We start from the raw sequence: 25,441 nt of genomic DNA on the forward strand, positions 1-25,441 counted from the left end.
AGGTGGCTTCGGCTGTGGCCGATAAAAGAGAAGCGGAAGGTCGGGACGACGGTTTGGTGATCCTTCGGGACACCGTCAAAACGTATAACGGACGCAACGTGCTGCACAATATATCGCTGAAAGTAAGGCAAGGGGAATGCATCGCGCTTATCGGCAAAAACGGATCCGGCAAAAGCACGCTGCTGCGGCTGCTGGCAGGACTTTCCCGTCCGACGTCGGGAACGCGGACGGTACCCGGGGGATCACTCCGCATCGGCTACGTGCCGGAGCGGTTTCCCCCGATTGTCTTTACGCCATGGGAATTTCTGTCGAGCGCGGCTGCCGTCCGGGGATTGGATAAACGTGCGGCGGAGGAAGAGTTAAGCGTTCTGCTGCGGCAGCTGGATATGGAACATGCCATGCATGTCAAAATGAATCAATTTTCCAAAGGGATGCTGCAAAAAATCAGTTTGATCCAGGCGATTGCCGGCAAACCGGATTTGCTGCTGTTGGACGAGCCGCTGTCGGGACTGGACGTCAAGGCGCAGGAAAATCTGCTTCACGTGCTGCTCGCCCAAAAAAGGAGCGGCACCGCCATCGTCATGTCGGTTCATGAATCGAAGCTGATCGAACGGGCGGCGGATCGGGTGCTGCTCATCCAGGAAGGGCGGATCGTAAAGGAAACCCGGGAGGTACGCCGGCAGCCGGGAGCGGTTGCGCAGGTTTCCGCCCGCATTCCAGGCAACGACGCGCTTGCGGAGATTGCCGCACTTCCCGGCGTTGCCAACTGTACGCCGGATTCGGATGTTTACCTGCTTCAAGTAGAGGAAGATTCGATTGACCAGGTTTTGCGCATCATACTGGATCGCGGCGGTTCGGTCCTGGCGGTCATTCCGGCCGAAGGGATCGATGCCCGCATGGGAGAGCGGCTGCAAGCCGCGGCACGCTGATGAGGGGGAGAGGAAGATGCTCGCGTTATCCCGTTTTTTGCTGAGAAGCTATACGAGGAAACATGCTTATTTCGCGCCGCTGGCGGCAACCTTGATCGCCATGTTTTTGCTTTATACCTACAAGCCTAATCCGGTCATGGACAGCTATGCCGTCACTTCCGTGTTTCTGTTCGTCGGTTCGGCCTGGCTCGCTTTGACCTTCCTGAACCACGGAAGCCCGCAGCAGGAGCAGCTGCATATCACGCATATCGGCGGCATGAAAAGGTATCTGTTCAGCCAAATCCTGGCTTTGCTTGTTCCGGTGGCGATGTGCACGGCGATTTTTATGCTGTATCCGATCGCGGCGCAAATGTTCGACAGGCCCGTGCGGATCGGAGAATTTTTGCTCGCGGTTTGCGGGCATCTGGTTATGGGGGGGCTTGGCGCTTCGCTGGCGTTGTTTTTCCAGTCGGCGTGGATGCCGAACGGCTCCAGGGCCGTGGCGCTGCTGCTTGCTCTGGTCATCGCCTCAATCGGGGCCAAATCGATCGCGGGTCTGCTGCCGGAGCAGCTTCGGTGGCTGCGCTGGATTTTTCCGCCCGTATCGCCGATGATGGACGCCCTTCTGAACGGCGGCGCGGTGCCGCCCCATAAGGTATGGCTGACATTGGGATACGGTTTGGCTTATACGCTGCTGCTGGGACTGGTCTACATGCTCCTTTCCGTCCGGCGAGATGCCCGTACCTGAGCCGATCACTTGCTTTGCCGGTTGATGAATGAGGGTACATCCATTAACATGGAGGTATGACGAAATCATCATGTATTGATGGGTGGGAGGGTATGATGAAGCAAACACGGCTCTTGGACAGCGAACATTCCAAAGAATTATTTGCTTACTTCGGTCTCGCGGTCTATTATTCGCAGGCGCTCGAGCAGCAGCTTGTCAACCTGTTAATGCTGATGAAAGTATCGCAAGGGAAGGTGCCGACCGAAGAGGATCTTGCCGATTTATACCACCAGAAGCTGAGCAATTCGCTGGGCCAGCTGGTTCACGAAATCCAGCATCATTTTCCGTTTTCGGCGGAAGAGACGGCTCAGCTGAAAGAGGTATGGAAACAGCGGAATTACATCGTCCACGATTATTTCAAAGAACGCATCCAGGAAACGTTCAGTCCGGCAGGACGGTCGAGAATGATTCGCGAATTGACCGCGTTCAAGGACCAGGCCCAGGAGCTGGAACGCAAGCTGCAAAAATATACGGGTGAGCTGTATGCGAAGCTGGGACTGGACCAGGAATCGGAAAAATCCGGGGCGAATCCGTGACGAACCGCGGATTGCCAACATTTTGAAACATTTGCGGCAGGCATCCCGTCTGAAAGGGTGGAGGTGATCTTTGATGAAAAGATTTAAAAAAACGGCTGCGGCCTTGATTGCATTCAGCTGCCTTGCAGCCGCATCATCCGCATACGCTTTTTCGGATATTAAGGACGCCAAACAGGAAAAGATCGCAGCATCCCTGCAATCGCAAGGCATCATCCATGGCGTGTCCGCGGATCGGTTTGCGCCGGCCCAGCCCTTGACGGCAGCCCAAGGCGTCCAGCTCCTCGTCAAAGCGATGAAGCTGCAGGCGAAGGTGGACGGCCCGCCCCCGCCCGCGAACGTTCCGGCCAAAGCCTGGTATGCCCAAGCCGCCGCGATAGCAGCGGACAACGGCATCTCGGTTGGCAACATCCGCGACTGGAACATGAACCTGACAAGAGAGCAGTTTGCCGGCATGTTAACCCAAGCGGTAAAAGCGACGGGAGAATATCCGACGACCGAAATGTACATGCTGGTCAAGGATGAGGACGAAACGGCTCCGGCATACCGGGCCGGACTGCAATTTTTGCTGTTGACCGGCATCACCGAACTTGATGCACAGAACCGGTTCCATCCGAAGCAACATATTACACGCATGGAGGCAGCCGAAATGATTTACAATGCGCTGCAGTTCATTCAGAGCCATAAAAGCCAGGATCCCGGTCAAGCCGAAGACGATGTGTCGATCCGCATCGAGAAAGTCAATGACCAGGTGAACAAAATCGTTTTATCCAAACCGGACATGCCGAATCCGGGGTACGGACTCGCGGTCGACCGGATCGAATTTCTTTCGGGGCAGAAGGCCGTAGCGTACTATCATATTACGACGCCCGCGCCCGGAAAGATGTATCCGCAGGTCATATCCACCGCCACGGCATCGTTTTATTTGGACAGCAAATTCGAAATCAGCGTCAAAAAAACGCCCGGGTACGACGGGGGACCGATTTCCGCTCCCGGTACGGGCAAAACGATAAAATAAATCGGCAAGACCCTTTCGCCGGGCCCGGTGTAAAGGGTCTTTTTTTGTTCGCGGCGGCCCGCCCTCAAAAAAATGTCGAATCAACCGTAAAATGTATAAGATTTCGTTGACGAGGCAAATAGAAATCCCCTACTGCAAGCGATTACAATAACTTCAAGGGGGGAAACGTATGGCGCAGCTCGCAAGCTTAAGAAAAGTGGAGAACGTCAAGAAAAAGCGGGGAGTCGCTTACCGGCTGGCCAAGCAGTGGGACATCCAGCTGATGGTCGTGCCGGCGCTTATATTGATTTTCATCTTTTCCTACATACCGATGTACGGCGTATTGATGGCTTTTCAGGATTACAGCATTTTTGACGGTTTTTGGGCAAGTCCCTGGGTAGGGTTCAAGCATTTTAACATGTTTTTTCACTCCCCCGAGTTTTGGCCGATTATCCGCAACACGATCATCATCAGCCTGCTGAAATTTTGCATCGGTTTTCCGGCGCCGATTTTTCTGGCGCTTATGCTGAATGAAGTGAGGCACATGGTGTTCAAACGGGTGGTGCAAACGGTCAGCTACCTGCCCCATTTTTTGTCCTGGGTCATTGTTGCCGGATTTGCCATGTCGATCTTGTCCACGGACAACGGCAGTTTGAACATTTTGCTGCAAAAGCTGCATTTGATCAAGGAGCCGGTCGGATTCCTCGGTAAAGCCGAGTATTTTTGGAGCATTCTCGTGACAACCAACGTCTGGAAGGAAATCGGTTTCGGGTCCATCGTTTATTTGGCGGCCATCGCGGGTATCAATCCGAGTTTGTACGAGGCGGCTGCCATGGACGGAGCGGGACGAATCAAGCAGCTGTTTATGATTACCCTTCCTTCCATCATGCCCGTCATCTCCATCTTCATGATTTTGGCGATCGGCAATCTGCTCAGCGCCGGTTTTGAAGACATCCTCCTGCTCGGATCGAATCCGGTGCTGCGGGATGTGGCCAACGTCATCGACACGTACGTTTACAGGGTGGGCATAACGAATCAACGCTTCTCCTACGCGACCGCGGTCGGCCTGTTCAAAGCCGCCATCAGCGTCGGGCTGCTGGCTTTCGCCAACGGCTTCGCGCGCAGATCCGGCAACAGCCTGTGGTAAGACGCGTCGTTTGATAGACTTGGGAGAAGACAGGGAGGCTGCAATCGAATGTACAAAAAAAGCATCGGCGACAGGATATTCGTTAGTTTCGTATACGTTTTTTTGATCCTGCTGGGCTTCAGCACCTTTTATCCGTTCTGGAACGGGCTTGTCATATCGCTGAACGACGGCATGGATACGGCGCTCGGAGGCGTGACGTTCTGGCCGCGCAAATGGTCGCTCGAAAATTATTACGTCGTTTTCCGGGATGACCGGATTTTGAACGCCTTTATGATCAGCGTCATGAGGACGGTGCTGGGCACCATCCTTTCCGTCCTGTGCACCGCGGTTTTCGCCTACGGCATGACCAAAAAGGAGCTGATCGGCCGCAAATTTTACATGATGATGTGCATCGTCACGATGTATTTCGGCGGCGGACTGATCCCGACGTTCCTGGTGGTGCGGGGTCTCGGATTGATGGATTCCTTCTGGGTGTTTATCATCCCGAGTTTGATCAGCGTGTGGAACATGATCATTTTCCGCACCTTCTTTATGGGGCTGCCCGAAGGGCTGCAGGAATCGGCCAAAATCGACGGCTGCGGCAATTGGTCCACGTTTTTCCGGATCGTGCTGCCTTTGTCCGGCCCGGTCATCGCGACATTGGGGCTGTTTACGGCGGTTGCGCATTGGAACGAGTGGTTTCTGCCCAGCATTTATATCACGAAAGAAAAGCTGCTTCCGATCCAGTCCATGCTGCAGCAAATTCTCAGCACCAACATCATGACCGAGCAAATGTCCAAGCTGGATTCGGCGGCCCAAAGCCGCATGTCGGCGATGAAAAGCGTGACGACCAAATCGCTCTCGATGGCGACGATGATGGTGGCGACGCTGCCGATTATCGCGGTCTACCCGTTCGTCCAAAAATATTTCGTCAAAGGCGTGCTGGTCGGATCGCTGAAAGAGTAGGGTTTAGAGCATTTCGCTTTGACCATCAGGGTTTGGCATAAATCCTGGCATAAATCGAACTTTTGGAAAAGGGGTTATGGGGTATGAAAAGTTGGAAAAGATCGCTGATCGTGACGCTTGTCTTTTTGTGCACGACAGCGACGGCCCTTGCGGGATGCGGAGGCGGCAGCAACGACGGCAAGAAGGCCGAGGGTACAAGCAACAATAATGCGAAAGCCGAAGAGAAGACGGAAAACAAGGAAGGCTCCGGATCCGGGAAATTCGAGCTTGGCAGCGAACCTTTAGAATTCAGCTTCTACGGACATTACGACTGGTATACGATGCCGGCGTGGGGCGCCGACGAAGCCAGCAAATGGATCCAGGACAACAAAAAGGTGACGGTGACGGCGATCAATTCCGGCGGCAACGCGGCTCAAAAACTGAATACGATGATTGCCTCCAAAGAGCTCCCGGACGTTATCTGGACGGACCGCGGAACCGACGTGGAACGTTTGCGGGCGGCAGGAATGCTCGTATCCTATGACGAATATCTGGACAAATATCCGAATCTTAAAAAATGGGCCGGCGATTCCACGCTCAACATGCTTCGCTCAAGCGACGGCAAGCTGTACCAGTTCCCGAACTGGTATACCTCCCAGCCGGCGGGGAACGCGGGATATTTGATGAACAGCAAAATTTACAAGGATCTCGGTTCGCCTAAACTCGAAACGACCGACGACTTCTACAATTATTTGAAAGCCGTGAAAGAGAAGTATCCGAACGTCGTGCCGTTCGAGCCGGATCTCGCAAAAGACGGGCAAGGACTGGACATTCTGTACAGCGCCTTCGGCGAAGACCATTCCCCGGTGTACCTGAGAGAAAGAGCGGTGCCAAACGGCGACAAGCTGACGTCGATTTTCCAGGACCCGGTATACCGCGAATCGATGCAATTCGCCTCGAAGCTGTTCCGCGAAAAACTGATGGCTCAGGATGCCTTGACGCAAACGAAAGACCAGGTGCTTGAAAAAGCATACACGGGACGTTTTGCCATCGCCGCCGGCGCCAGCCCGACGGAATACGGCAGCAAAGGCGACGTGGAGCTGAAGAAAAAAGATCCGTCCGCCGGTTACGAGATGATTTGGCCGATTCATAAGGAAGGCCTCGACAAAAACAAAATTTTTACGGGAAGCTACAACCAGCTGGGATGGAACGTGGCGTTGATCACCAAATCAGCCAAAGATCCGGAGAAAATTTTCGCATTCCTCGACTGGCTGACAGGCGAAGAAGGAAGCCGCGTCATCATGTGGGGACCTGAGGGCATCCTGTGGAAAGGAACGGACGAGGAAGGATATCCGATCTTTACCGACACGTACCTCAACGACGTCGAGAAACGCAGCAAAATTATGGATGCGACCGTCAATCTGCAGTGGAACGGCAATACGGTGTACATCGACAAATCCAAAATGAAATTCGAAAAAACGCTGCCGCCTGAAAAACAAAACTGGGAAAGCCGCTATCAGTCGTCGATTACTTGGAAAACGCAATACAACGCTACGGCCTTCGTCAACCTGAATCCAATGCCGGACACGGAGGAGGGCATCATTCAACAAAGCGTGGATGAAATTTTCTCCGAATCGAGAGCCAAAGCGCTGTATGCGAAAAGCGACGAAGAGGTTTTGGCCATTTTGGACAAAGCCGAAAAAGACGCGATGGCCGTAGGTTACGACAAGCTGCTCGCGTTCAAAACGCAAAAATGGCAGGAAAACTTGAAAAAAATCGGCGGATAATCGCAAAAAATGGTATAGTTGTCATATAGAATCATGCTTAGAAACACCCATAGAATCATCTATAGAATCATCAATATTAACGACTCTAAGTTCGTATGCGCTAGGCCGTCCCTCGGGGCGGCTCATGCGTTTATGAGGCGAATTCCATGTACAGCCGCAAGCGGCGGCGAACATTTCGGTCAGGAGATGATTTCATGTATAAAGCTTTAATCGTCGATGATGAAATCCTCGATTTGGAAGGGATGAGGACCTTCATACCTTGGACTGAGCTGGGTTTGGAAGTCGTGGATGCCGTCCATAACGGTTTTGAAGCCATGAGCGTGATCGAGAAGGAAAACATCGATGTCCTCGTCACGGACGTACATATGCCCGGCATGTCGGGCCTTGACCTTGTGAGAAAAGCGAAGGAGCGCTACGGCCGCATCAAGGTCATTTTTGTAAGCGGATACCAAGATTTTAACTATGTCAAGCAGGCGATTTCGCTGCATGCGTATAACTATGTTCTGAAACCCATGGACGATATGGAATTGACGGAAGCGCTCAAAAAAATCGTGCAGGAGCTCGACGCCGAGAGGCAGCGCGAAAAAACGGAGCAGGCGTACCGGCAAACGGCCAAAAACGAATATCTTTTGCAGCTGCTTGAAGGAAGCGTCACGGCGGAGACCGAGTCGATGCTGCTTGAGCAATACGGCTTAAAACACGCGAACTGGCCCGCGCGGGCCGCCGCGCTCGAAATCGACGACCTCGGCTGGAAGCTGGAAGGGCTGTCGGAGCATTTGAAGCAGGAATGGTTCAACAAGTTTTACGAATCGGCGCTGCCGATCTTTGAAGCGGGAGGCATACGCCATATCGGCCGAACCTCCAAGCAGCGGATTTTTTTGCTGATCGAATACGGGAAACAGGAGCCGGATCTGGAGCAGATCATTCGGCAGCTTCATGAGCTGCAGCCGCATTCCGTCACGATCGGGTTAGGGTGTTTGGCGGATGGGCTCACCCGAATCCGGACGTCGTACGGGGAGGCGCTTGCCGCGCTGGATTACAAACTGCTGCTCGGCAAAGGGAAAGTGATCCGTCATGACAAGCTGGAAGCCGAACGTGAAGCGGATATCCAGGCTGCGGACATGCCGCTTGAAACGCTGCTGAACGCGGTGCTGCATTTCGACCTGGTCAACATCAGCGACGAGGTGGACCGGTTGTTTGCGGCGGCGGCGGGGATGCGCTCGAAAGTGCAGCTCCAATATTTTGTGATGAACGTTTGGATGAGGCTCGAAAGCCAGCTGAAATCGCTCAGCGACAACATGTTCCAAAGCCTTCGGCACGACGGGCTGCCCAGTCCCGACATGATGCTGAAATACGAAACGTTGGATGACATTCGTTCCTGGTTAAGGTACAGGTTGTTCAGCGCCGCCGAGTTCATCCAGAACAAAAGGCAGAAAAAAAGCGCCAAGCTGGTCGAAGAAATCATCCGTTACGTGAGGGAACATCTTCATGACAACGTCACGCTTAAAGAAGTGGCGGACTATTTGTCCTTTTCGCCGAATTATTTGGGTTCGCTGTTCAAGGAGGTTACCGGCACCAATTTCAGCGAATACGTCATTATGATGCGGATGGAAAAAGCCGGTGAGCTGCTTAAGGACCCGCGGATCAAAATATATGAGGTTGCAGACCGGGTCGGATACCGGTACATACCGTATTTCAGCCGTCAGTTCAAGGAAGTGTTTGGTATGACGCCGGGCGAGTTCAGGAGAAAGGTGTAGGTATGAGAGGGGAAATGAATTCCAAGAGGCGCATGTTGTTGCCTTTCGGCATGAAGCTGTTTATTTCCTATCTGTTTTTAATCATCGTCCCTATTTTTATTTTCGGGTACATCGCCAACACGATCCTGGTCGATCTTTACGGCAAGCAGATGAACACCAATCTGACCGGAACGATGGCGCAAATCCGCGACAACATTAATTACAAGCTGGAGGATACGCAGCGCCTGTCCGATACGCTGTATTTCGACGAAAGCATGCCGCTGGAAATCATGCGGTACGAGGAGGGCTGGGTCAGCTACCAGACGACAACCAAGCTGCTGATCCCGAAATTCCGGCAAACCGTGGATTCGACCAACCGCAAAATATGGATGAGCGTATACCTAAAAAACGAAACGCTGCCGGAAATCTACAACAATGACCCTCCTGCCTCCGACCCGCTTGCCAAGGGAAAACATTGGGAGCTGTTTCATTTGCGGCGGATTATGGACAAACCTTGGTACGCGGATTTTCCGAAGGAGGATTACGGCAAAACCGTCGTGTGGCGGCAGGTCGAGGACGACGGCAGATTCGGCAGGATCAGTCTGCTGCGGCGGCTGGTGGATACTCGTAATCCGCTTGATCTGGAGACGATCGGTTTCATGCGGATCAGCGTGTATCTGTCTGAAATTTTCCAGAGCGTCAACGTCGACAAATTCGGCAGCGGCAGCATGCTGCTTGTTCTCGATGAAAATGACCGCATCATTTACGGCTCGGGCGAAAACGTACCCGACCTGCATTCCGACTACAAGCTTATGGACGTGTCGCGTTTTACGGCGCTGAGCGAAAACCTGCCCAAGCTGAACTGGAAAATGACCGCACTTGTTCCGGATACGATCATCCAGCACGAAACCCGAAAAATCAATTTGCTGACGGTCGTGATCTGCCTGGCAAGCTTTATCGTGGTGCTGATCTTCGCTTTGGGCGTCTCGCGATTTTTTTCCAGAAGGGTGTCCAAAGTCGTCTCGATATTAAACCTATTCCAGCAGGGGGATTTTCATAAACGGTTCCATTACAAAGGCAATGATGAGTTCGCCATGATTGCCGCTTCGCTGAACAAGCTGGGCGAACAAACCGAGCGGTTGATCGAGGAGGTTTACCTCACGAACCTGAAGAAAAAGCAAGCGGAGCTTGAAACGCTGCAGGCGCAAATCAATCCGCATTTTTTGTATAATACGCTTTCCTCGATCAGCCGGTTGGCCAAATTCGGCCAGGTGGACAAGCAGCATCAGATGGTAATGAATTTGGCGAAATTTTACCGGTTGTCGTTAAACGACGGACAGACGATTATCGCCATCCATAAGGAATTGGAACAAACGCAAGCTTACCTGGATATCCAGAAAGTGAAATACGGCGACCGCATGGACGCAGAGTTTAACATTGAACCAAGGATCGTTAATTACGTGACGGTCAAGCTCATTTTGCAGCCGTTTTTGGAAAACGCGCTGCAGCATGCCTGGCGCGGGGACCATATTTACATCCGCGTCAGCGGACGGGTGGAGCAGGAAACGAACTCGATTTTGTTCGAGATTATGGACGACGGCATCGGCATCGGAAGGGAACGGCTAAAGCAGGTCGTTTCGGCGATGCATGCGCCACATTCTCCGGCGAACCGCGGGAGGGGAAGAGGTTACGGCATCCGCAACGTAAACGAACGGATCAAGCTGTATTTCGGCAACGATTACGGGGTGCAGCTGTACAGCACGCCGGGCGTCGGCACGACCGTGCTTATCCGCATTCCGATGGAGCGCGCGGCCTCCCAGGCGCCCGAATCGCTGGATTCGAAATGGACGGGATAAAAAGACCCCGCACTGCCGGACCATCTCGGCAGGCGGGGTTTTTAGGGCATGGAGTTAAGGTGCCCCTGACGTCAAGGCCTTCGGTTCACGGCATACGCAGGGCTTTTCCTGTACGGATTATCTTTCGTCCGAAGACAGATCCAGCCAGGCCAATTCCTCACGGGTCAGCTTAATGCGGGAGCCTTCGTCGCAAGAACGGAGCTCTTCTTCGGATTGGGCGCCGATCAGCGCGCAGGTCGGAAACGGCTGGTTCAGCACATAAGCGAGCGCAATTTGAATCGGGGTGACGTTGCGCTCCGCGGCAAGCTGTTTGGCGCGCTCAAGCCGTTCCCAATTGGCGTCGCTGTAGAACACCCGGACCAAATCGGCATTGTCGCGGTTTTCGGGAGTAAATCTGCCGGTAAAAAAACCTCTGGCTTGGGAAGACCAGGAGAATAAAGGGAATTGCTCGGCTTCATGCCATTTGCAGGTTTCTTCATCCGCCGAAACGCAGCCGGGCCAGAACGGTTCGTTTGCTTTGGCAAGGCTCAGATTCGGGCTGCTAAAGGAGAAGCCTGTCAACCCTTTTTCCTCAGCATAAGCGTTGGCGTCGCGGATCCGTTCCCATGTCCAGTTGGACACGCCGATCGTGCGGACGGTTCCGTTTTTGACGTATTCGTTTAATATTTCGATGACCTCGCCCGCCGGTACGTTGGGGTCGTCCCGATGCAGGGCGTACATGTCGATATAATCCGTTTGCAGGCGCGACAGGCTGGCCGTGATATCATGTTTGATCGCCTCTTTGCTGACGCGCGGTCCATGCTGGTCGTGATGCGCTCCTTTCGTCAAAATGACCCACTCGTCCCGGTTATTTCTTTCCTTCAAATACCGTCCGATCACTTCTTCGCTTTGTCCCCCGCAATAAATATGCGCAGAGTCTATGGAATTGCCGCCTGCCGCAAAGAAAGCGTCCATGTTGGCCGCCGCTTTTTCATAATTTTGATGATAAAAATAGTCGGAGCCTTTCATGAGCCGCGAAACCTTTTTTTCCAAACCTTGCAACGAAATGTATTCCATGGCGTGTTTACCTCCCCGTAGGATTGGTTTTTGCTGGTCCTTTTCTCTTGAAAATCCAATGATTAGCAGTCCGTTGAAGACTTCGAACCGTTATAGTTCTACCCGGATATGTTCCCTTGCCGACCGCAGGCAGGCATCGATGACCCGCATATTATGAATGGCGTCCGCAGGTTCAAAGCGGAGCGGGCTGCGATGGATAATGGCATGCGCCAAATGATCCGCCTGCAGCGAGTATGCGTTTACATTCGGAACTTCGATTTCTTTGCGTTCCCCGCTTGCGATCAAATAGAAGTTATCGCTTCCGACAAAAGCGGATGGGAGTTCGATGATGCCGTCGGTTCCGAGAATCTCGAGCGGATTACGGAAGGCGGCCCACATGCCGCAATCGAAGGTCAAAGCGACCGAACCTTCAAATTCGACGAGTCCCGAAGCCATCATGTCCACGTCGTCATGCTCCGCGGAGAAAAAGGCGTTGACCGTCGCCGCAACCGGCTCTTTGCCAAGCAGCATCCGGGCCGCATGGATCGGGTAGCAGCCGACGTCATAAATCGAGCCGCCGCCCCATTCTTTTTTGTAACGGACATTGTTTATATCGCCCGCGTTATTGAACGTAAACGCTCCGCGGATCCCCCTGATTTCGCCGATGGCTCCCGACGAGATCAACTCCCGGATCATATCGTAGCGGGGGTGGTAGCGGTACATAAACGCTTCGGACAAGTACACGCCCGCTTCCGCAGCGGCTTCCGCCATTTCCGTCGCTTCCGCTTCGTTCAGGGCAAGCGGCTTTTCGCATAAAATATGTTTGCCTGCTTGCGCCGCGCGGATGGTCCATTCTTTATGAAGGTGATTGGGCAGCGGTATGTAAACGACATCGATGGAAGGATCTTGGAGAAGCTCCTCATAGCTGCCGTAAGCGACCGGGATATTCAGTTCTTCCGCCGTTTTCTTGGCTTTATCGAGATCGCGGCTCGCAATGGCGTGCACTTCGTTCAGGCCGGAATTTTGCACGCCCGGAATGACGGAACGTTTGGCGATGCCGGCGCAGCCGAGAATGCCCCATTTCAATTTTTTCGGACTCATGGGAAATCAACTCCTTTGGCTCGTTTACCCCGCAAATGAGATGAACAACCTTGCATTTGGGGGTGTGTTATAAGATTATATTGCCATTATAATTTAACGTATTTAAAATTAATATAATACGATTTTGCGATTCATTATAATTATATTGTCATTGAAGGGGGTGAAGCCGTGCGAAGGCAAATTCACCTGCTGACGCTTCCCGACATGCCGTTTTTTTGTTTTCCCGAGTCGGTCGGCGTTTACCGGCAGGAACCGGAACACAGCGTTTTCCGGGAAGCCGGGGCGATGAACAATTTTAACATCCATTACGTTGCGGCAGGGAAAGGTTACGTCGAATTCGAAGGGGAAATCCATGAACTGGGACCGGGCGAAGCCGTGCTGTATTTTCCGATGCAGCGGCAGCGGTATTACAGCAGCAAAGAGGAACCTTGGGATGTTCGCTGGTTCCACTTTTACGGGACGGGGCTGCAGGATTTTTTGATCGGCAGGGGATTCCATGAAAGCCCGCTTTGGACGATTCGCAACCGCGTTGCGTTCGAACAGGCGCATGAAGCGCTTTTAAGCGAAGCCGAAACGTACCGGATGCTGCACTCTTCCCATCTGTCCACGCTGACGTATGCGCTTTTGGCCGAATTTATCGAGCATGCGGTCGCGTTATCCCGGGGCAATTCGAAAACGTCGGGCAAGCGGATTCTGGAGCTGCTGCCCGTCATGCAGCAGGAAGCGGCGCAGCCGTTTATTCTGGAAGAATGGGCGGGGAGGCTCGGGATCAGCAGTTATTATTTCTGCAAGCTGTTCCGCAGCGTTACGGAGATGACCCCGATGGAATTCGTCACGAGATGCCGGCTGCAGATGGCCAAACAGTGGCTGCTGGAAAGGAAGGAGACGACCATCGGGCAAATTGCCAAAGACGCCGGTTACCCGAGCGTCAGCTACTTCAACAAACGGTTTATGGAGCATGAGGGGATGACCCCGACGGCATACCGCCGATTATATGGCGTGCAGTCTTGAAAATAATGGCGTAGTCATTTTGCAAAACATCATCAATATAATCGGTAGGCCGATGGGTAAACAAAAAAACTCCCCTCGAAACCATACGGATTCGGGGGAGTGGATTGATCATGGAATTTTTCGGATAAACTCAGCCACGGACTGCTCGCCGCCGATCCGGACGCGATGGAGGGTTAAATATCCTTGCCTTTTCGCGGCGTAACCGGGTTTTGTCGTTACGGCAAACTCAAAGCCGGCACGCTTGACCACCTGAACCACGTTCTGATTGTATTTTCCCGAAGGATAAGCGAATGCGATGACGGGGTGCCCCAACCCCTTTTCCAACCTTCGTTTGCCTCCTAAAACCTCGTCCACACGTTGTAACTTTTTGCTTTTTGTCAATTCTACATGATGCCGGGTATGCGCGCCGATTTCAATAAAACCCGATTGTTCCATTTCCCTGATTTGACTCCAATTCAGATGATTGGGAGAGCCGATAAAATCGCTGGTGACGAATATCGTAGCTTTCATTTGAAAAGCTTTTAAAATGGGGTAGGCGACCTTGTAGTTATCCAAATAACCGTCGTCAAAAGTAATCAAAACCGGTTTATCCGGGAGTGCTTCCCCCGTTTTCCAATGCAATAAATCTTTGAACGTTATGGTATGGTATCCGGCATGATTTAAGTGCTCCATTTGCTGATAAAATACTTCCGGAGACACGAAAAGCTTTCCATGCCGGTTTTGGCTAATGGAATGGTACATTAAAATAGGAATCGCCTCCGCGTTGGCTCGTAGGGACAAATTCGTTTTTGGCGCAGATAGTTTCTTCTCGATTTGAGCGTGGAAAGCATAATCGGCTTTTTTTCGGTTCCGCCCGTTAATATCACAAGCAGCAGCAGGAATATGTGCATCTTATGCAATGAAATCAGCCTCCGTTAATATCATTCGTCATTTCAGGACAAAAAAACTGGGAATGATATCAAGATGATTTCCGCTCTGTTAAACCGCAAAAACCGGCTCCTTGAATCCAAAGGCCGGTTTTTGCGGTTGCAATTTATTTTATGAGAGCCAAAAACTAATTTTGCACAAAAGCTTTCAACCGATCGTTACGCCGGAGACACGGCGGCCGGCTGGGCCTCGAGGCTGCCGCTGCCGGAAGCGCCCTGCTGCAGCTGGTACATTTGATAATACCGGCCGCCAAGCTGCATAAGCTCGTCATGCGTGCCGCGTTCAACGATTTCCCCGCGGTGCAGCACGAGAATGAGGTCGGCGCTGCGGATCGTCGAGAGGCGGTGCGCGATGATAAACGTCGTCCGGCCTTTTTTCAGCACCTCAAGCGCCGACTGGATCAGGCTTTCGGTTTCGGTATCGATGTTGGCCGTCGCTTCGTCCAAAATCAGAATCGCCGGGTCGTAGGCAAGCGCGCGGGCGAAGGAAATCAGCTGCCGCTGCCCTGCGGACAAGGTGCTGCCTTTTTCGATGACCGGCTCGTCGAAGCCATGCGGCAGGTGGGCGAGAATCCGCTCGGCGCCGACGTCGCGCAGCGCTTTTTCGACCTGCTCGCGCGATATTTTTTCGTCGCCGAGGCTGACGTTCGAAGCGATGGTTCCCGTAAACAGGTACGGATCTTGAAGCACGATCCCCATATGGTGACGGATCCACTGCTTCGGCAAAGCCTTAACGTCCTGCCCGTCGATCGTGATCGTTCCTTTTTGCGGGTCGTAAAAGCGGAACAGCAGGTTGATGATCGAGCTTTTGCCGGAGCCGGTATGGCCCACGAGCGCGACCGTCTGGCCCTGCTTCGCTTCGAAGTTGATGTTCTTCAGCACGTAGTTTTCCTTTTTATAGGCAAAGGACACGTTTTTGAACTCGACGTTTCCTTTGTAGCGCGGCATTGTGCCGTCCGTCACGTCTTCCCCCGGTTCATCCATCAGCTCAAAAACGCGCCCGGCCGAGACCATCGAGGAGTCGAGCGCGGCCAATTGGTTCACCATGCCGGTAATCGGCTGGAACAGGCGCCCGAGCACGTCCACGAAGGCGTAAAGCACGCCGAGGGAAACGGCCGTACCGCCCGACAAGGAACCGAATCCGAAGTAGGCGAGGATGACGGCGAAGGAAAAGCTCCGAAGCACGTTGACCAGGTTGTGGGACGTAAAAGCGTTCAGGTTCAGCATCTTGTTCTGGTGCTTCATGTAGTCGTCGTTCAACGTTTCAAATTCTTCGCGGGTTTGCTTCTGCCTGCGGAACACGCGGATGATGGACATCCCTTGAATCGATTCGTTGATGATGGCGTTGATTTCGCTCAGGCGCGACCGGATGATCGTGTTGTATTTGGTCGCAAGCTTGCGGTACAGCACGATCCAGGCGATCAGGAGCGGGATGATGAACAGGCAGACCAGGCCGAGCCGCACGTCCAGCAGGAAGAGGGCGATATAGACGCCGGTGATGTAAATCACCCCTGAGCTGAAATTGGCAAGCACGGCCACGAACAGGTCCTTGACGGCCTCGGTGTCGTTCGTGATCCGCGAGACGACTTTGCCGGCAGGCAGCGTGTCGAAAAAATAGACCGGCAAACGCTGCATATGCGCATACACGTCGTTTCTAAGCTTTTGGATCACTTTGTTGGCCGAGGATTGCAGCCAGTACGTTTTGCCGAATTCCGTAAAGATGCTGACGACGAGAAAAACGCAGTACAAGCCGACCAGCTTTATAATGCCGGGAATCTCCGGTTTGTAAAAAGAATACAGCTCGGCGGCGGACAGCTTTTCCGCCGGATACTGCGCCACCTTGTCGCCGTATTTGATGGTCATTTGACCGTCGGCATAGGTTCGTGTACCTTCCGGTGATGCCACGGGCTGGCCGATAAAATAGAAGCTGTGCCCGGATTGCAGCAGACGAACCTCGGCGCCTTTTTGCTCGTCCGGCGCGAAGCGGTCGCCGCGCTTGTAATAATGCCCTTTATATTCGGCGGCTTGATCGGCCGACGTTGTTTCGTAATAGGGGCGTTCAATGCCAAGCATATGATCGTCGATCATCGTTTTGGCGATAAAAGGCCCGGCCAGCTCGGCCCCGACGCCGATGGCGAGGGCGATGAAGGCCGCGATGAAAATGCCTTTGGCGGTCAGCGCGTATTGAAACAAGCGCCTCCCCGTCGCGGGTTTAGGAGTCATATGACGCTTCCTCCTCGTTTGTCAGATTGTTTTCGACCTGCTGGCGTTCGAATTGCTCGCGGTACCATCCGCCTTGGCTCAGCAGCTCGGCGTGGGTGCCTTCTTCGATGATGCGTCCTTCGTCCAGGACGATGATCCAGTCCGCATGCTCGATCGCAGAGAGGCGGTGGGTCGAGATCAGCGTCGTTTTGCCGGCGCGCTGCTCGCGGATGTTTTCCACGATCCGCGCTTCGGTCCGGGCGTCGACGGCCGAGAGGGCATCGTCGAGAATCAGGATTTCCGGATCGGAAATGAAAGCCCGGGCCAGCGACACGCGCTGCTTTTGCCCGCCGGACAACGACACGCCTTTTTCGCCGACCAAGGTGTCGAGACCGTCGGAGAGCGTATGCAGATCTTTATCGAATGCCGCCGTTGCGATGGCGTTCATGATGGTGCCGTCATCCGCCTGATGTTTGCCGAACTGGATGTTTTCGCGCACCGATTTGGAAAAGAGAATCTGCTCCTGCGGCACATACCCGATCCAGCCGTGAAGCCGGTCCTTGGCGATCTGCTCGATCGGCGTATCCGAGATCAGAATCTCGCCGGTTCCGGTCGGGTATTCGTGAAGCAGCTGCTTAAGCAGCGTCGATTTGCCGCTTCCCGTGCGCCCGACGACGCCAAGCGTCTGCCCGCGGCGGATCGAAAGGCTGATATCCTTCAAATTGTCCACCGTAGAGGTCGGATAACGGAACGTCACGCCCTTAAGCACAATCGTATCCGGAGACTCGACGGGCGTCGGGCGGGAAACATCCTGCACGTCCGGAACGACCGACAGCGTTTCTTCCACGCGGTCGAGCGACGCGCTGCCCCGCTGCATAATATTGATCAGCTCGCCGATGGCGAACATCGGCCAAATCATCATCCCCAGGTACATATTAAACGATACGAGGTCGCCCAGGGTGATCTGGTTTTTGAATACGAGATAAATGCCGAAGGCGAGACCGATGACGTAGCTGAGGCCGACGCAAAGCCGGATGGTCGGCTCGAACAAGGCGTCCAGCTTCGCGACGCGCATATTTTTGCGGTACACGTCATCGGCGATGGCCTGAAACCTGCGCTCATCCGATCTTTCCTGGACATAGGCGCGAATGACGCGCACGCCGGCGACCGATTCCAGCACCTGGTCGTTCATGTCGCCGAATGCGTCCTGGGCGTCCGTGTAGCGCTCATGGATGACTTTGCCGTATATTTTCATGGCAATGGCGATGAACGGCAGCGGCAGAATGGCGGCAAGCGTCAGCTTCCAGCTGATCAGAAAGCCCATCGCGAACAGGATGACGGTGAGGTAGGCCGTCGAATCGGTCATGACGAGCATGCCGAAGCCGGCCGTATTGGCGACGGCGCGCAGGTCATTGGTCGCCCGGGCCATCAGGTCGCCTGTGCGGTTCCGCTCGAAAAAGGGCGGCGTCATGCGCAGCAGCTGGTTCATGTAACGGGAGCGAAGAATGCGTTCGACCAGATTGGCGCCCCCAAACAGCTTGTGCATCCAAATGTAGGTGAAGATGTAGATCAGGATCAAGGTCACGATCATAAGGACGATGTATTTCGCAAGCGAAGCCCAGGTGATGGAGCCGCGAACGATTTCGTCGATGGCGCTTCCCAGCAGCCGCGGCGGGAACAGCTCGCCGATGCCGCAAATGATCAGCATGAACAGACCGATCAAATAGCGTTTCTTTTCTTGGCGGAAAAACCAGCCCAAATTTTTTAGTACGGAGAACAAACTTTCACTTCCTCTCTTGCTTTTGTCTTATTGCCGGTAAGCAAACTGCGGAGTGCAAAGACATTAAAAAAGGCATACCGCCCGTAAACGGACGATATGCCTTGCAATCCAAACATGCATCATGCGTACGGTCGACGGTAGACGCAGCCGTACATGAAGGAATGGCTAATATTCATTGGCTCCTTGAAACCTGTCTCCAAATCTCAAAAGTCAGTTCCACCAGCTGGGCTGCACCGATATTCAATTGTTGCTTGAATCCGTTGATGATCCGTCAAATTGAACACGTTCGCCCATCCTTTCTTCGGTCAGGATTCGGCAGCTTCAAGGCGAGGTCCCCGGACGGCTGCCATCCCTTCTGGTAATAAATTGAATTTCCAACCTCGTATGCAGAGAATTTTATCACCGTCTTCAAGCGTCTGTCAATTTATATTTTCCTACGTCGCCATATTTAAGTTATGATATATTGGAGATAGGCGAAGTCTCAATCGCCTGGCCACAACAAAGAAGGGAATGAAGCAGATGGAACTTCGAATCAGCAATGACGCGGCAAAATGGTACGTCAAGGAACTGGAGCTGCAGCCCGGCAGCGCGCTTCGCTTCTTTCCCCGTTACAGTTCGGGAGGGGGGCTTCATCCCGGCTTTTCGCTGGGCATTTCGGTCGAACCGCCCGAGCGTCCGCTGCTCAAGCAAGAACTTGAAGGGATCACCTTTTTTATAGAAGAGCAGGACGGATGGTATTTGGAAGGGTATGATCTGGTCGTTCGGTACCTGGAATCCCTGGACGATATCGAATATATCTACGAAGCGGATCCGGATCGGCCGACGACTAGCGCAGGATAAGCCGCAAACAAAGTCAGGAAGGAAGGAGGGAGAAGCTTGTCTCATTTGGACCGTGATTTCCGCCAGTACATCAAAAAAACGTCCAAAATTACCGTACAGGTAGCGATCCTCGTCAAAAACAAAGCCGGTGAAGTGCTGCTGCAGCAGCGGGCGGGGGCTGAGGAATGGGGGCTTCCCCTCGGATCCATGACGCCTGGAGAGTCGCTGGAGGATGCGGCCCGACGCGAGCTGTGGGAGGAGACGTCCTTGACGGCCAAGGAAGTGAACCTCGCGCGCATGTTTTCGGGCCCGGAATTCAAAAAAGTAGCGAAAAGCGGGGATGAAGAGTTTTTGGTCATCGCGTTGTACGAAGCTTCGGGACTGCAGAGCGAGCTGGATTTCAAGCCGGAAGTGAACGAGGCTCTTCGTTTTTTCGGGGGGCCGCTGCCGGCGTTGGATCCGATCACGAGGACCCTCCTCGAGCACTGCCGCGAGTAACGCGACCGGGCTTGGCGGACAGGGCCGCCGCACGCGAAAAACTCCTTTCCTGCGGGAAAGGAGTTTCTTGCTGCTTGCGGGGAGCTTGAACGAGGTTTACAGATGATGCGAAAAAGGGTCCGATTCCAGCGCGAACTGAAAATCGTCAATGTCGTATACCGTCACGGGCACCGAGGCATCGATGATGCGGTGAATCAACTCGGGCTGATCGGTCAGGAGCGGTACTTGCTCCCGCTGGGAAACGAGCAGCAGCTCGGTTTCGACCGGATCGAAAAATTCCCCGTAAGGCGCGGTATCCATGGCGTTGATGACGGTAATGCGCGCCGTTTCGCCGATCAGGATGGATGAGCTTTTGGCCCAAGGCATGTTCAGCCCTTTTTGGATTTTTTTCTTGTTTAAAGGCTCTTCCAGATAAGCGACCAGTTCTTTGATTTTTTCTTTCACATGTTTGTCGTCGTCGCTATTGCTCATGAGCGGCTCGTCGCTGGAAATGAATTCGTACAGCTCGAGCAGACTGGTATACGGTACCATATATTCAACCGGCACGGGAGTCAGCAGCAGTTCTCCGTATATCGCCAGCATGACAGCTTCCGTAACGAATTGTCTTGACATTTGGGTCCTCCTGAAGGTCCATGCCCCTAGCGGCAAGGTCTGTGATTATTCGGTAGATTCGGTTCAAGATAGCTCTTGCAACTTAAGGATATCTAATCATTGTAAAGGGGAAATGTCAACCGGTGAACCGCCCGCCTCGCAGGTTTCCAAGAGATTTCGCCAAAAAGACATAACATCATAGCCTGAAAGGGGAGGAGAAATCCAATTGAATCACTGGAAAGCCTATTTTCGGTTCGTTAAACCTTATACGAAATGGATTTTGATAACGTTGATCATCGGGATGGTCAAATTCGGGATCCCGCTTACCCTGCCGATGATTTTGAAATACGTCGTCGACGACTTGCTTACGAATTCCGCCATGGCACTTCAGGAGAAGGTATCCCGCCTGTTTCTCATTTTGGGCGGCGCGCTGATTTTGTTTATCGTCATCCGCGGTCCCGTCGAATATTTGCGGCAGTATTTCGCCCAGCTCATTACGAGCCGGATTTTGTTCGACATGCGGAACAAGCTGTACGCCCACCTTCAACGGCTGTCTTTAAGATATTACCAGAACACGAAGGTCGGCGAAGCGATCTCGCGTTTCATCAACGACGTCGAACAGACGAAAAACATCGTCGAAGTCGGCATGATGAATATATGGCTGGATATGTTCACGCTGCTGTTTGTCCTGGGGGCCATGTTCTACCTGAACCCGGTCCTAACGCTGGTAGCGATCGCGATTTTGCCTTTATACGGCATTGCGGTCAACATCCTTTACAAACGGCTGAAAAAGCTGACCAAAGACCGCTCGCAAGCGCTCGCCGGCATCCAGGCCTACTTGCATGAACGGGTTCAGGGAATCTCGGTCATCCGCAGCTTTACGCTCGAGCGCCACGACCATCGCCAGTTTACCGGGATCAACCAAAATTTCCTGAACAAGGCGATGGCCCAAACCCGATGGAACGCGCTGACGTTTTCGATCATCAATACGCTGACCGACATCGCGCCGCTGCTTGTCATCGGGTACGGCGGTTACCGCGTCATCCACCACAGCTTGACGATCGGCACGTTCGTCGCCTTTTTCGGCTATTTGGACAGGCTGTATTCGCCGCTCAAACGGCTGATCAATTCATCCACCGTGCTCACGCAAGCTTCGGCTTCGCTGGAGCGGGTGATGGAGCTGATGAACGAGCCGTACGACATCGTCGACGCCCCTGACGCGAGAAAGCTGGATGCGCCGGCGCGCACCATTACGTTTGACGGGGTGTGGTTCAAATACAACGAGCAGGCCGATTGGGTGCTGAAAGACGTCAACCTGGAAATCGGGCACGGCCAAACCGTGGCTTTTGTCGGCATGAGCGGCGGAGGCAAATCGAGCCTGATCTCGCTGATTCCGCGTTTTTATGACATTCAGAAGGGCAGCGTGTCGATCAACGGATCGGACGTGCGGAACCTGACGATGGAAAGCGTCCGCGGTTCGATCGGCATGGTGCTTCAGGATAACTTTTTGTTCAGCGGCTCGGTCAAAGACAATATCCTGATCGGCAATCCGGACGCCACGGATGATCAAGTCCGCGAAGCGGCCATCCGCGCCAACGCCCATGATTTCATCATGGACCTGCCGGAAGGCTACGATACGGAGGTCGGGGAAAGGGGCGTCAAGCTGTCGGGGGGCCAAAAGCAGCGGATCGCCATCGCCCGCGTCTTCCTGAAAGATCCGGACATCCTCGTGCTGGACGAGGCGACGTCGGCGCTTGATTTGGAGTCCGAGCATCTTATCCAGCAGGCGCTGCAGTCGCTGTCCGCAAACCGGACGACGCTCATCGTCGCGCACCGCCTATCGACGATCACCCATGCGGACCAGATCGTGGTCATGGAGCATGGCATGATCACCGAGCAGGGGACGCATGAAGAGCTGATGGCTTTGGACGGCAGCTACGCCAGACTGTTTAACGTTCAGCATCTCGAAGTTTGATCCGAAAGAAAAGCCTCGGCCGGGTATCGGCCGAGGCTTTTCTGGTCTATATGAGTTTGCCAATGCCGGGGGCCCCGCAAAAATGCCGGAATCGGTTTCGCAGCCGAAGGCCCCAGGGGGTTGTTTTGCGAGCTTACGGGCTATGACTTGCCGATCAGCAGGGATAAAATCCCGGCCGCGATCAGCGGACCGACCGGCACGCCGCGCAGCAAAGCCACGCCAAGCACCGTTCCGACAAGCAGCCCGGCCACGATCGTTGGGTTCATCGACATCAAGGTTGCGCCTCGGCCCCCGAGGTACGCGACGAGCATCCCGACGGCAATCGCGAGCAGCGATTTCCAGTTCAGGAACGATTCGCCTATCGCCTGCAGGCCTATTTTTCCGCTGGCCAAAGGCGTCATCACCCCGATGGTCAATATAACGATTCCGACCGTCAGGCCGTATTTTTCAAGCCAAGGAAACAGCTGCTGCAAATGCAGCACCCGGATCAGCAGCAGCACGATCACCGCGATCGTGATCGGCGTGTTGCTGCTGATGATGCCCAAAGCCGCCAGGAGCAGTAAAATCAATGACGTAAAGTCCATCCGCTTCCCTCCGTTGTAGCATAGATTCACGAAGCTAATTCCATCACTAAAATGTCAAACTCATCCAATCAGGAAAAAGGCGCTTACTATACAGCAGTATTCTTACCGCTGGCAAAAAATATCCGTTTTCGGCGAACGCTTGATCAGGCGGGCGCCAAAAACGGATGTTTTATTAGGATATGAGAAAGTATAAGTTTCGAAGCGAAAGCTTCCTTATATCTCAAGAAAAATTACCGCTAAGCGCGGTCCGTCTTCTGCCAAGATACGACGATAGATGTTTTTCTTATGCTCTTGTCCGGATGATATGTTCCGCGATCAGGGCGCCGTGTTTCCGGCCGGTTTCGATAAACACTTCGTTCGCGTTTCGTCCCGATGCGATGACACCGGCCACGTATAGTCCGGGCACGTTGCTTTCCATCGTTTCGGTGTTATACCGCGGCTTTTCCATGTCGTCGTCAAGCTCCACGCCGCAGGACGTCAGCAGCTTCCGGTCCGGGCGGAAGCCCGTCAGGGCGAGAACGAAATCGTTGTCGATCCTGCTCGTTTCGCCGTTTTTGCCGGTGATGGTCACCGAATCTTCGGTGATTTCGGAGACATGCGATTCCACGTGGACGGTAATTTTGCCCTTTTGCACCATCGCTTCGAATACCGGGCGCACCCAAGGTTTGATATTCTCGGACACCGTTTCGCCGCGGTAGATCATGTCGATTTCGGCGCCGACGCGGATCAGTTCCATTGCCGCATCAACCGCGGAATTGCTGCCTCCGATGATGGCGACTTTCATTCCGCTGTAAGGATGAGCCTCGCGGAAATAATGCGTAACTTTGTCGAGATCTTCGCCCGGAATGCCGATGTAGTTGGGATGGTCGAAGTAACCGGTCGAAATGACGACGTTCCGCGCTTCGTATTGATGCGGCTTGCCCGAACGGTCCACCGTTTTGACGATAAAGGACTGATCGGCCTTTTTCTCGACGGTGAGGGCTTCTTCATATTGCGAAATTTCCAGTCCGTAATGGGAAGCTACTTTGCGGTAGTATGCAAGGGCTTCGTAACGGAACGGCTTCTCGTTGGAAGATGGGAACGGGATGTCGCCGATCTCCAGCAGCTCGGCCGTACTGAAAAATTGCATATGGGTCGGATATAAAAATATGGAATGCACTATGCAGTGCTTTTCAATGATCCGCGTGGACAGCCCTTTTCGTTGACATTCAATAGCCGCCGATAGTCCGCAGGGGCCGGCTCCGATAATAATGACATCTTGCATGACGTAAGTTCCTCCTCTGGCAATGAACAATTCACTACTTATCGTAACGTAATCGACTGACAAAAACCAGCAGCATACCCGGGATTAAATGGCGAAAATAGATTGACATTCGCCATTTGATAATCATATAATTAGTCAAACGTCAAATTAGATATTTATCTAATTTGATAATTTTGTGTTTAGGAAAGGGTGAGGAAATGCAGCTCGAAAAAATCGTGAACTATCACAAGGCGCTGGCCGATCCGACGCGCTTGCGGATTTTGCTGCTGCTGTCCGAAGGCGAGATGAACGGCCAGGCGCTGGCGGAAAAGCTGAACATTTCCCAGCCGACGGTCACCCACCATGCCGCGAAGCTGAGGGAAGCCGCGCTGATTACGGAACGACGCGACAAGAACACGGTCTATTTTGCCCAAAACCGGTATTTTATCCAGCAGCATGCCGAGGCGTCGCTCCAATTCATTTTCAAGGAAGGAGGAAAAGACATGACGACAACCGCCAACGAACAAATGAAAGAAGCGGTGATCCGCAATTTCTTCGCCAAGGACGGGCGCCTGCGTTCCATTCCGGCCCAATACAAAAAAAAGCTGATCGCTTTGGAGCATCTGGTAGAGCGGCTTGAACCGGGGCGAAAGTATGCCGAAAAGGAAATCAACGAGTTCATAAAACAATTCCACGAGGATTACGCAACCATCCGCAGGGAATTTATTATGCATCAGTTCATGTACCGCGAAGACGGCGTGTACGAGCTGAATCCGCGCGAGCTGTGGACTCGCTGGGAGAACGTCAAATAAAAAGGGCTTGACAATGAATCGATAAAATGGTTATGATGGCAGCATATGACAGGAAAGGAGACGATAAATCATGAAAAACAAAACGTACATTGCGGCAAACGCCATCCATTCGAATCGCATATCGGTCTCCTTTCATCGGCCTAAGAAGGTTCCCATGTTCTGATATGACATAAGGGATTGATTTTCATA

Annotated in this window: 22 protein-coding genes; 14 read left to right on the top strand and 8 right to left on the bottom strand. The window is 53.3% G+C overall.

The genetic code is table 11. From position 1 onward, the window contains the following. Nucleotides 1-14 precede the first annotated feature (14 nt). The 9 genes from GQY55_RS00955 to GQY55_RS00995 all read left to right on the top strand — a co-directional run bounded on the left by GQY55_RS00955 (nucleotide 15) and on the right by GQY55_RS00995 (nucleotide 10,675). Entirely contained in the window at nucleotides 15-929 is a 915-nt protein-coding gene (locus tag GQY55_RS00955; RefSeq protein WP_160037458.1) for an ATP-binding cassette domain-containing protein, read from the top strand. A 16-nt stretch (nucleotides 930-945) separates the two neighbouring features. Then, the gene (locus GQY55_RS00960; protein WP_160037459.1) at nucleotides 946-1,656 is read left to right on the top strand and encodes a hypothetical protein; all 711 of its coding nucleotides are present in this window, start codon (nucleotides 946-948) and stop codon (nucleotides 1,654-1,656) included. A gap of 95 nt (nucleotides 1,657-1,751) precedes the next feature. Then, nucleotides 1,752-2,231 carry a hypothetical protein gene (locus GQY55_RS00965; protein ID WP_160038438.1) on the top strand — a complete coding sequence of 160 codons (480 nt, stop codon included), beginning with the start codon at nucleotides 1,752-1,754 and terminating at the stop codon, nucleotides 2,229-2,231. Nucleotides 2,232-2,304: 73 nt separating this feature from the next. After that, nucleotides 2,305-3,246, top strand: coding sequence for an S-layer homology domain-containing protein (locus GQY55_RS00970; protein WP_160037460.1), 942 nt, complete (start codon nucleotides 2,305-2,307; stop codon nucleotides 3,244-3,246). A 262-nt stretch (nucleotides 3,247-3,508) separates the two neighbouring features. Continuing rightward, nucleotides 3,509-4,372, top strand: a complete 864-nt coding sequence (locus GQY55_RS00975; protein WP_373309165.1) for an ABC transporter permease — start codon at nucleotides 3,509-3,511, stop codon at nucleotides 4,370-4,372. Between the two features lie 48 nt (nucleotides 4,373-4,420). Beyond that, nucleotides 4,421-5,317: a carbohydrate ABC transporter permease gene (locus GQY55_RS00980; RefSeq protein ID WP_160037462.1), complete on the top strand. Its 897-nt coding sequence runs from the start codon at nucleotides 4,421-4,423 to the stop codon at nucleotides 5,315-5,317. Between the two features lie 83 nt (nucleotides 5,318-5,400). After that, a complete protein-coding gene (locus GQY55_RS00985; protein WP_160037463.1) occupies nucleotides 5,401-7,083 on the top strand; it encodes an extracellular solute-binding protein in 1,683 nt (560 codons plus the stop codon). A gap of 194 nt (nucleotides 7,084-7,277) precedes the next feature. Next, nucleotides 7,278-8,840: a response regulator transcription factor gene (locus GQY55_RS00990; protein WP_160037464.1), complete on the top strand. Its 1,563-nt coding sequence runs from the start codon at nucleotides 7,278-7,280 to the stop codon at nucleotides 8,838-8,840. A 50-nt stretch (nucleotides 8,841-8,890) separates the two neighbouring features. After that, nucleotides 8,891-10,675 carry a cache domain-containing sensor histidine kinase gene (locus GQY55_RS00995; RefSeq protein WP_236575324.1) on the top strand — a complete coding sequence of 595 codons (1,785 nt, stop codon included), beginning with the start codon at nucleotides 8,891-8,893 and terminating at the stop codon, nucleotides 10,673-10,675. A 117-nt stretch (nucleotides 10,676-10,792) separates the two neighbouring features. On the opposite strand, the gene GQY55_RS01000 is transcribed toward GQY55_RS00995, so the two are convergent. Further along, nucleotides 10,793-11,731, bottom strand: a complete 939-nt coding sequence (locus GQY55_RS01000; RefSeq protein ID WP_160037466.1) for an aldo/keto reductase — start codon at nucleotides 11,729-11,731, stop codon at nucleotides 10,793-10,795. Nucleotides 11,732-11,821: 90 nt separating this feature from the next. Continuing rightward, nucleotides 11,822-12,811 carry a Gfo/Idh/MocA family protein gene (locus GQY55_RS01005; RefSeq protein WP_160037467.1) on the bottom strand — a complete coding sequence of 330 codons (990 nt, stop codon included), beginning with the start codon at nucleotides 12,809-12,811 and terminating at the stop codon, nucleotides 11,822-11,824. A gap of 168 nt (nucleotides 12,812-12,979) precedes the next feature. Between GQY55_RS01005 and GQY55_RS01010 the strand changes: the two genes are divergently transcribed. Next, nucleotides 12,980-13,822 (top strand): helix-turn-helix transcriptional regulator, encoded by an 843-nt coding sequence (locus GQY55_RS01010; protein WP_160037468.1) that lies wholly within the window; start codon nucleotides 12,980-12,982, stop codon nucleotides 13,820-13,822. A gap of 108 nt (nucleotides 13,823-13,930) precedes the next feature. Here GQY55_RS01010 and GQY55_RS01015 read toward each other — a convergent pair whose 3' ends face one another. The 3 genes from GQY55_RS01015 to GQY55_RS01025 all read right to left on the bottom strand — a co-directional run bounded on the left by GQY55_RS01015 (nucleotide 13,931) and on the right by GQY55_RS01025 (nucleotide 18,730). Continuing rightward, nucleotides 13,931-14,563: a polysaccharide deacetylase family protein gene (locus GQY55_RS01015; RefSeq protein ID WP_160037469.1), complete on the bottom strand. Its 633-nt coding sequence runs from the start codon at nucleotides 14,561-14,563 to the stop codon at nucleotides 13,931-13,933. A 344-nt stretch (nucleotides 14,564-14,907) separates the two neighbouring features. Continuing rightward, a complete protein-coding gene (locus tag GQY55_RS01020; RefSeq protein ID WP_160037470.1) occupies nucleotides 14,908-16,971 on the bottom strand; it encodes an ABC transporter ATP-binding protein in 2,064 nt (687 codons plus the stop codon). Then, nucleotides 16,961-18,730 (bottom strand): ABC transporter ATP-binding protein, encoded by a 1,770-nt coding sequence (locus GQY55_RS01025; RefSeq protein ID WP_160037471.1) that lies wholly within the window; start codon nucleotides 18,728-18,730, stop codon nucleotides 16,961-16,963. Before GQY55_RS01025 ends, GQY55_RS01020 begins: the two co-directional genes overlap by 11 nt. A gap of 519 nt (nucleotides 18,731-19,249) precedes the next feature. On the opposite strand from GQY55_RS01025, the gene GQY55_RS01030 reads away from it, so the two are divergent. Beyond that, a complete protein-coding gene (locus GQY55_RS01030) occupies nucleotides 19,250-19,570 on the top strand; it encodes a HesB/YadR/YfhF family protein (protein WP_160037472.1) in 321 nt (106 codons plus the stop codon). A 36-nt stretch (nucleotides 19,571-19,606) separates the two neighbouring features. Beyond that, nucleotides 19,607-20,047, top strand: a complete 441-nt coding sequence (locus tag GQY55_RS01035; protein WP_160037473.1) for an NUDIX domain-containing protein — start codon at nucleotides 19,607-19,609, stop codon at nucleotides 20,045-20,047. Nucleotides 20,048-20,143: 96 nt separating this feature from the next. Here GQY55_RS01035 and GQY55_RS01040 read toward each other — a convergent pair whose 3' ends face one another. Further along, complete coding sequence (locus tag GQY55_RS01040; RefSeq protein ID WP_160037474.1) at nucleotides 20,144-20,659, bottom strand: ADP-heptose synthase; 516 nt, start codon at nucleotides 20,657-20,659, stop codon at nucleotides 20,144-20,146. A 205-nt stretch (nucleotides 20,660-20,864) separates the two neighbouring features. Here GQY55_RS01040 and GQY55_RS01045 point away from each other — a divergent pair, with 205 nt between their 5' ends. After that, the gene (locus GQY55_RS01045) at nucleotides 20,865-22,613 is read left to right on the top strand and encodes an ABC transporter ATP-binding protein (protein ID WP_160037475.1); all 1,749 of its coding nucleotides are present in this window, start codon (nucleotides 20,865-20,867) and stop codon (nucleotides 22,611-22,613) included. A gap of 140 nt (nucleotides 22,614-22,753) precedes the next feature. Here GQY55_RS01045 and GQY55_RS01050 read toward each other — a convergent pair whose 3' ends face one another. Both GQY55_RS01050 and GQY55_RS01055 read right to left on the bottom strand, forming a co-directional pair. Continuing rightward, entirely contained in the window at nucleotides 22,754-23,197 is a 444-nt protein-coding gene (locus GQY55_RS01050; RefSeq protein WP_160037476.1) for a DUF441 domain-containing protein, read from the bottom strand. A gap of 283 nt (nucleotides 23,198-23,480) precedes the next feature. Then, nucleotides 23,481-24,461: a YpdA family putative bacillithiol disulfide reductase gene (locus GQY55_RS01055; protein ID WP_160037477.1), complete on the bottom strand. Its 981-nt coding sequence runs from the start codon at nucleotides 24,459-24,461 to the stop codon at nucleotides 23,481-23,483. Between the two features lie 197 nt (nucleotides 24,462-24,658). On the opposite strand from GQY55_RS01055, the gene GQY55_RS01060 reads away from it, so the two are divergent. Next, entirely contained in the window at nucleotides 24,659-25,252 is a 594-nt protein-coding gene (locus GQY55_RS01060) for a DUF2087 domain-containing protein (protein WP_160037478.1), read from the top strand. Nucleotides 25,253-25,441: the final 189 nt, after the last annotated feature.

The organism is Paenibacillus sp. USDA918EY (assembly GCF_009870825.1).
In the GTDB taxonomy this organism is placed as follows: Bacteria; Bacillota; Bacilli; order Paenibacillales; family Paenibacillaceae; genus Paenibacillus_AQ; species Paenibacillus_AQ albilobatus.

What these genes read in the sequence shown, in the direction of transcription:
- GQY55_RS01055 (WP_160037477.1), bottom strand. Translation starts at nt 24,461, where the DNA reads ATGCAAGATGTCATTATTATCGGAGCCGGCCCCTGCGGACTATCGGCG.
- GQY55_RS01040 (WP_160037474.1), bottom strand. Translation starts at nt 20,659, where the DNA reads ATGTCAAGACAATTCGTTACGGAAGCTGTCATGCTGGCGATATACGGA.
- GQY55_RS00985 (WP_160037463.1), top strand. Translation starts at nt 5,401, where the DNA reads ATGAAAAGTTGGAAAAGATCGCTGATCGTGACGCTTGTCTTTTTGTGC.
- GQY55_RS01005 (WP_160037467.1), bottom strand. Translation starts at nt 12,811, where the DNA reads ATGAGTCCGAAAAAATTGAAATGGGGCATTCTCGGCTGCGCCGGCATC.
- GQY55_RS00960 (WP_160037459.1), top strand. Translation starts at nt 946, where the DNA reads ATGCTCGCGTTATCCCGTTTTTTGCTGAGAAGCTATACGAGGAAACAT.
- GQY55_RS00965 (WP_160038438.1), top strand. Translation starts at nt 1,752, where the DNA reads ATGAAGCAAACACGGCTCTTGGACAGCGAACATTCCAAAGAATTATTT.
- GQY55_RS01030 (WP_160037472.1), top strand. Translation starts at nt 19,250, where the DNA reads ATGGAACTTCGAATCAGCAATGACGCGGCAAAATGGTACGTCAAGGAA.
- GQY55_RS00980 (WP_160037462.1), top strand. Translation starts at nt 4,421, where the DNA reads ATGTACAAAAAAAGCATCGGCGACAGGATATTCGTTAGTTTCGTATAC.
- GQY55_RS01015 (WP_160037469.1), bottom strand. Translation starts at nt 14,563, where the DNA reads ATGTACCATTCCATTAGCCAAAACCGGCATGGAAAGCTTTTCGTGTCT.
- GQY55_RS01060 (WP_160037478.1), top strand. Translation starts at nt 24,659, where the DNA reads ATGCAGCTCGAAAAAATCGTGAACTATCACAAGGCGCTGGCCGATCCG.
- GQY55_RS01050 (WP_160037476.1), bottom strand. Translation starts at nt 23,197, where the DNA reads ATGGACTTTACGTCATTGATTTTACTGCTCCTGGCGGCTTTGGGCATC.
- GQY55_RS00990 (WP_160037464.1), top strand. Translation starts at nt 7,278, where the DNA reads ATGTATAAAGCTTTAATCGTCGATGATGAAATCCTCGATTTGGAAGGG.
- GQY55_RS00995 (WP_236575324.1), top strand. Translation starts at nt 8,891, where the DNA reads ATGAAGCTGTTTATTTCCTATCTGTTTTTAATCATCGTCCCTATTTTT.
- GQY55_RS00975 (WP_373309165.1), top strand. Translation starts at nt 3,509, where the DNA reads ATGGTCGTGCCGGCGCTTATATTGATTTTCATCTTTTCCTACATACCG.
- GQY55_RS00970 (WP_160037460.1), top strand. Translation starts at nt 2,305, where the DNA reads ATGAAAAGATTTAAAAAAACGGCTGCGGCCTTGATTGCATTCAGCTGC.
- GQY55_RS01000 (WP_160037466.1), bottom strand. Translation starts at nt 11,731, where the DNA reads ATGGAATACATTTCGTTGCAAGGTTTGGAAAAAAAGGTTTCGCGGCTC.
- GQY55_RS01020 (WP_160037470.1), bottom strand. Translation starts at nt 16,971, where the DNA reads ATGACTCCTAAACCCGCGACGGGGAGGCGCTTGTTTCAATACGCGCTG.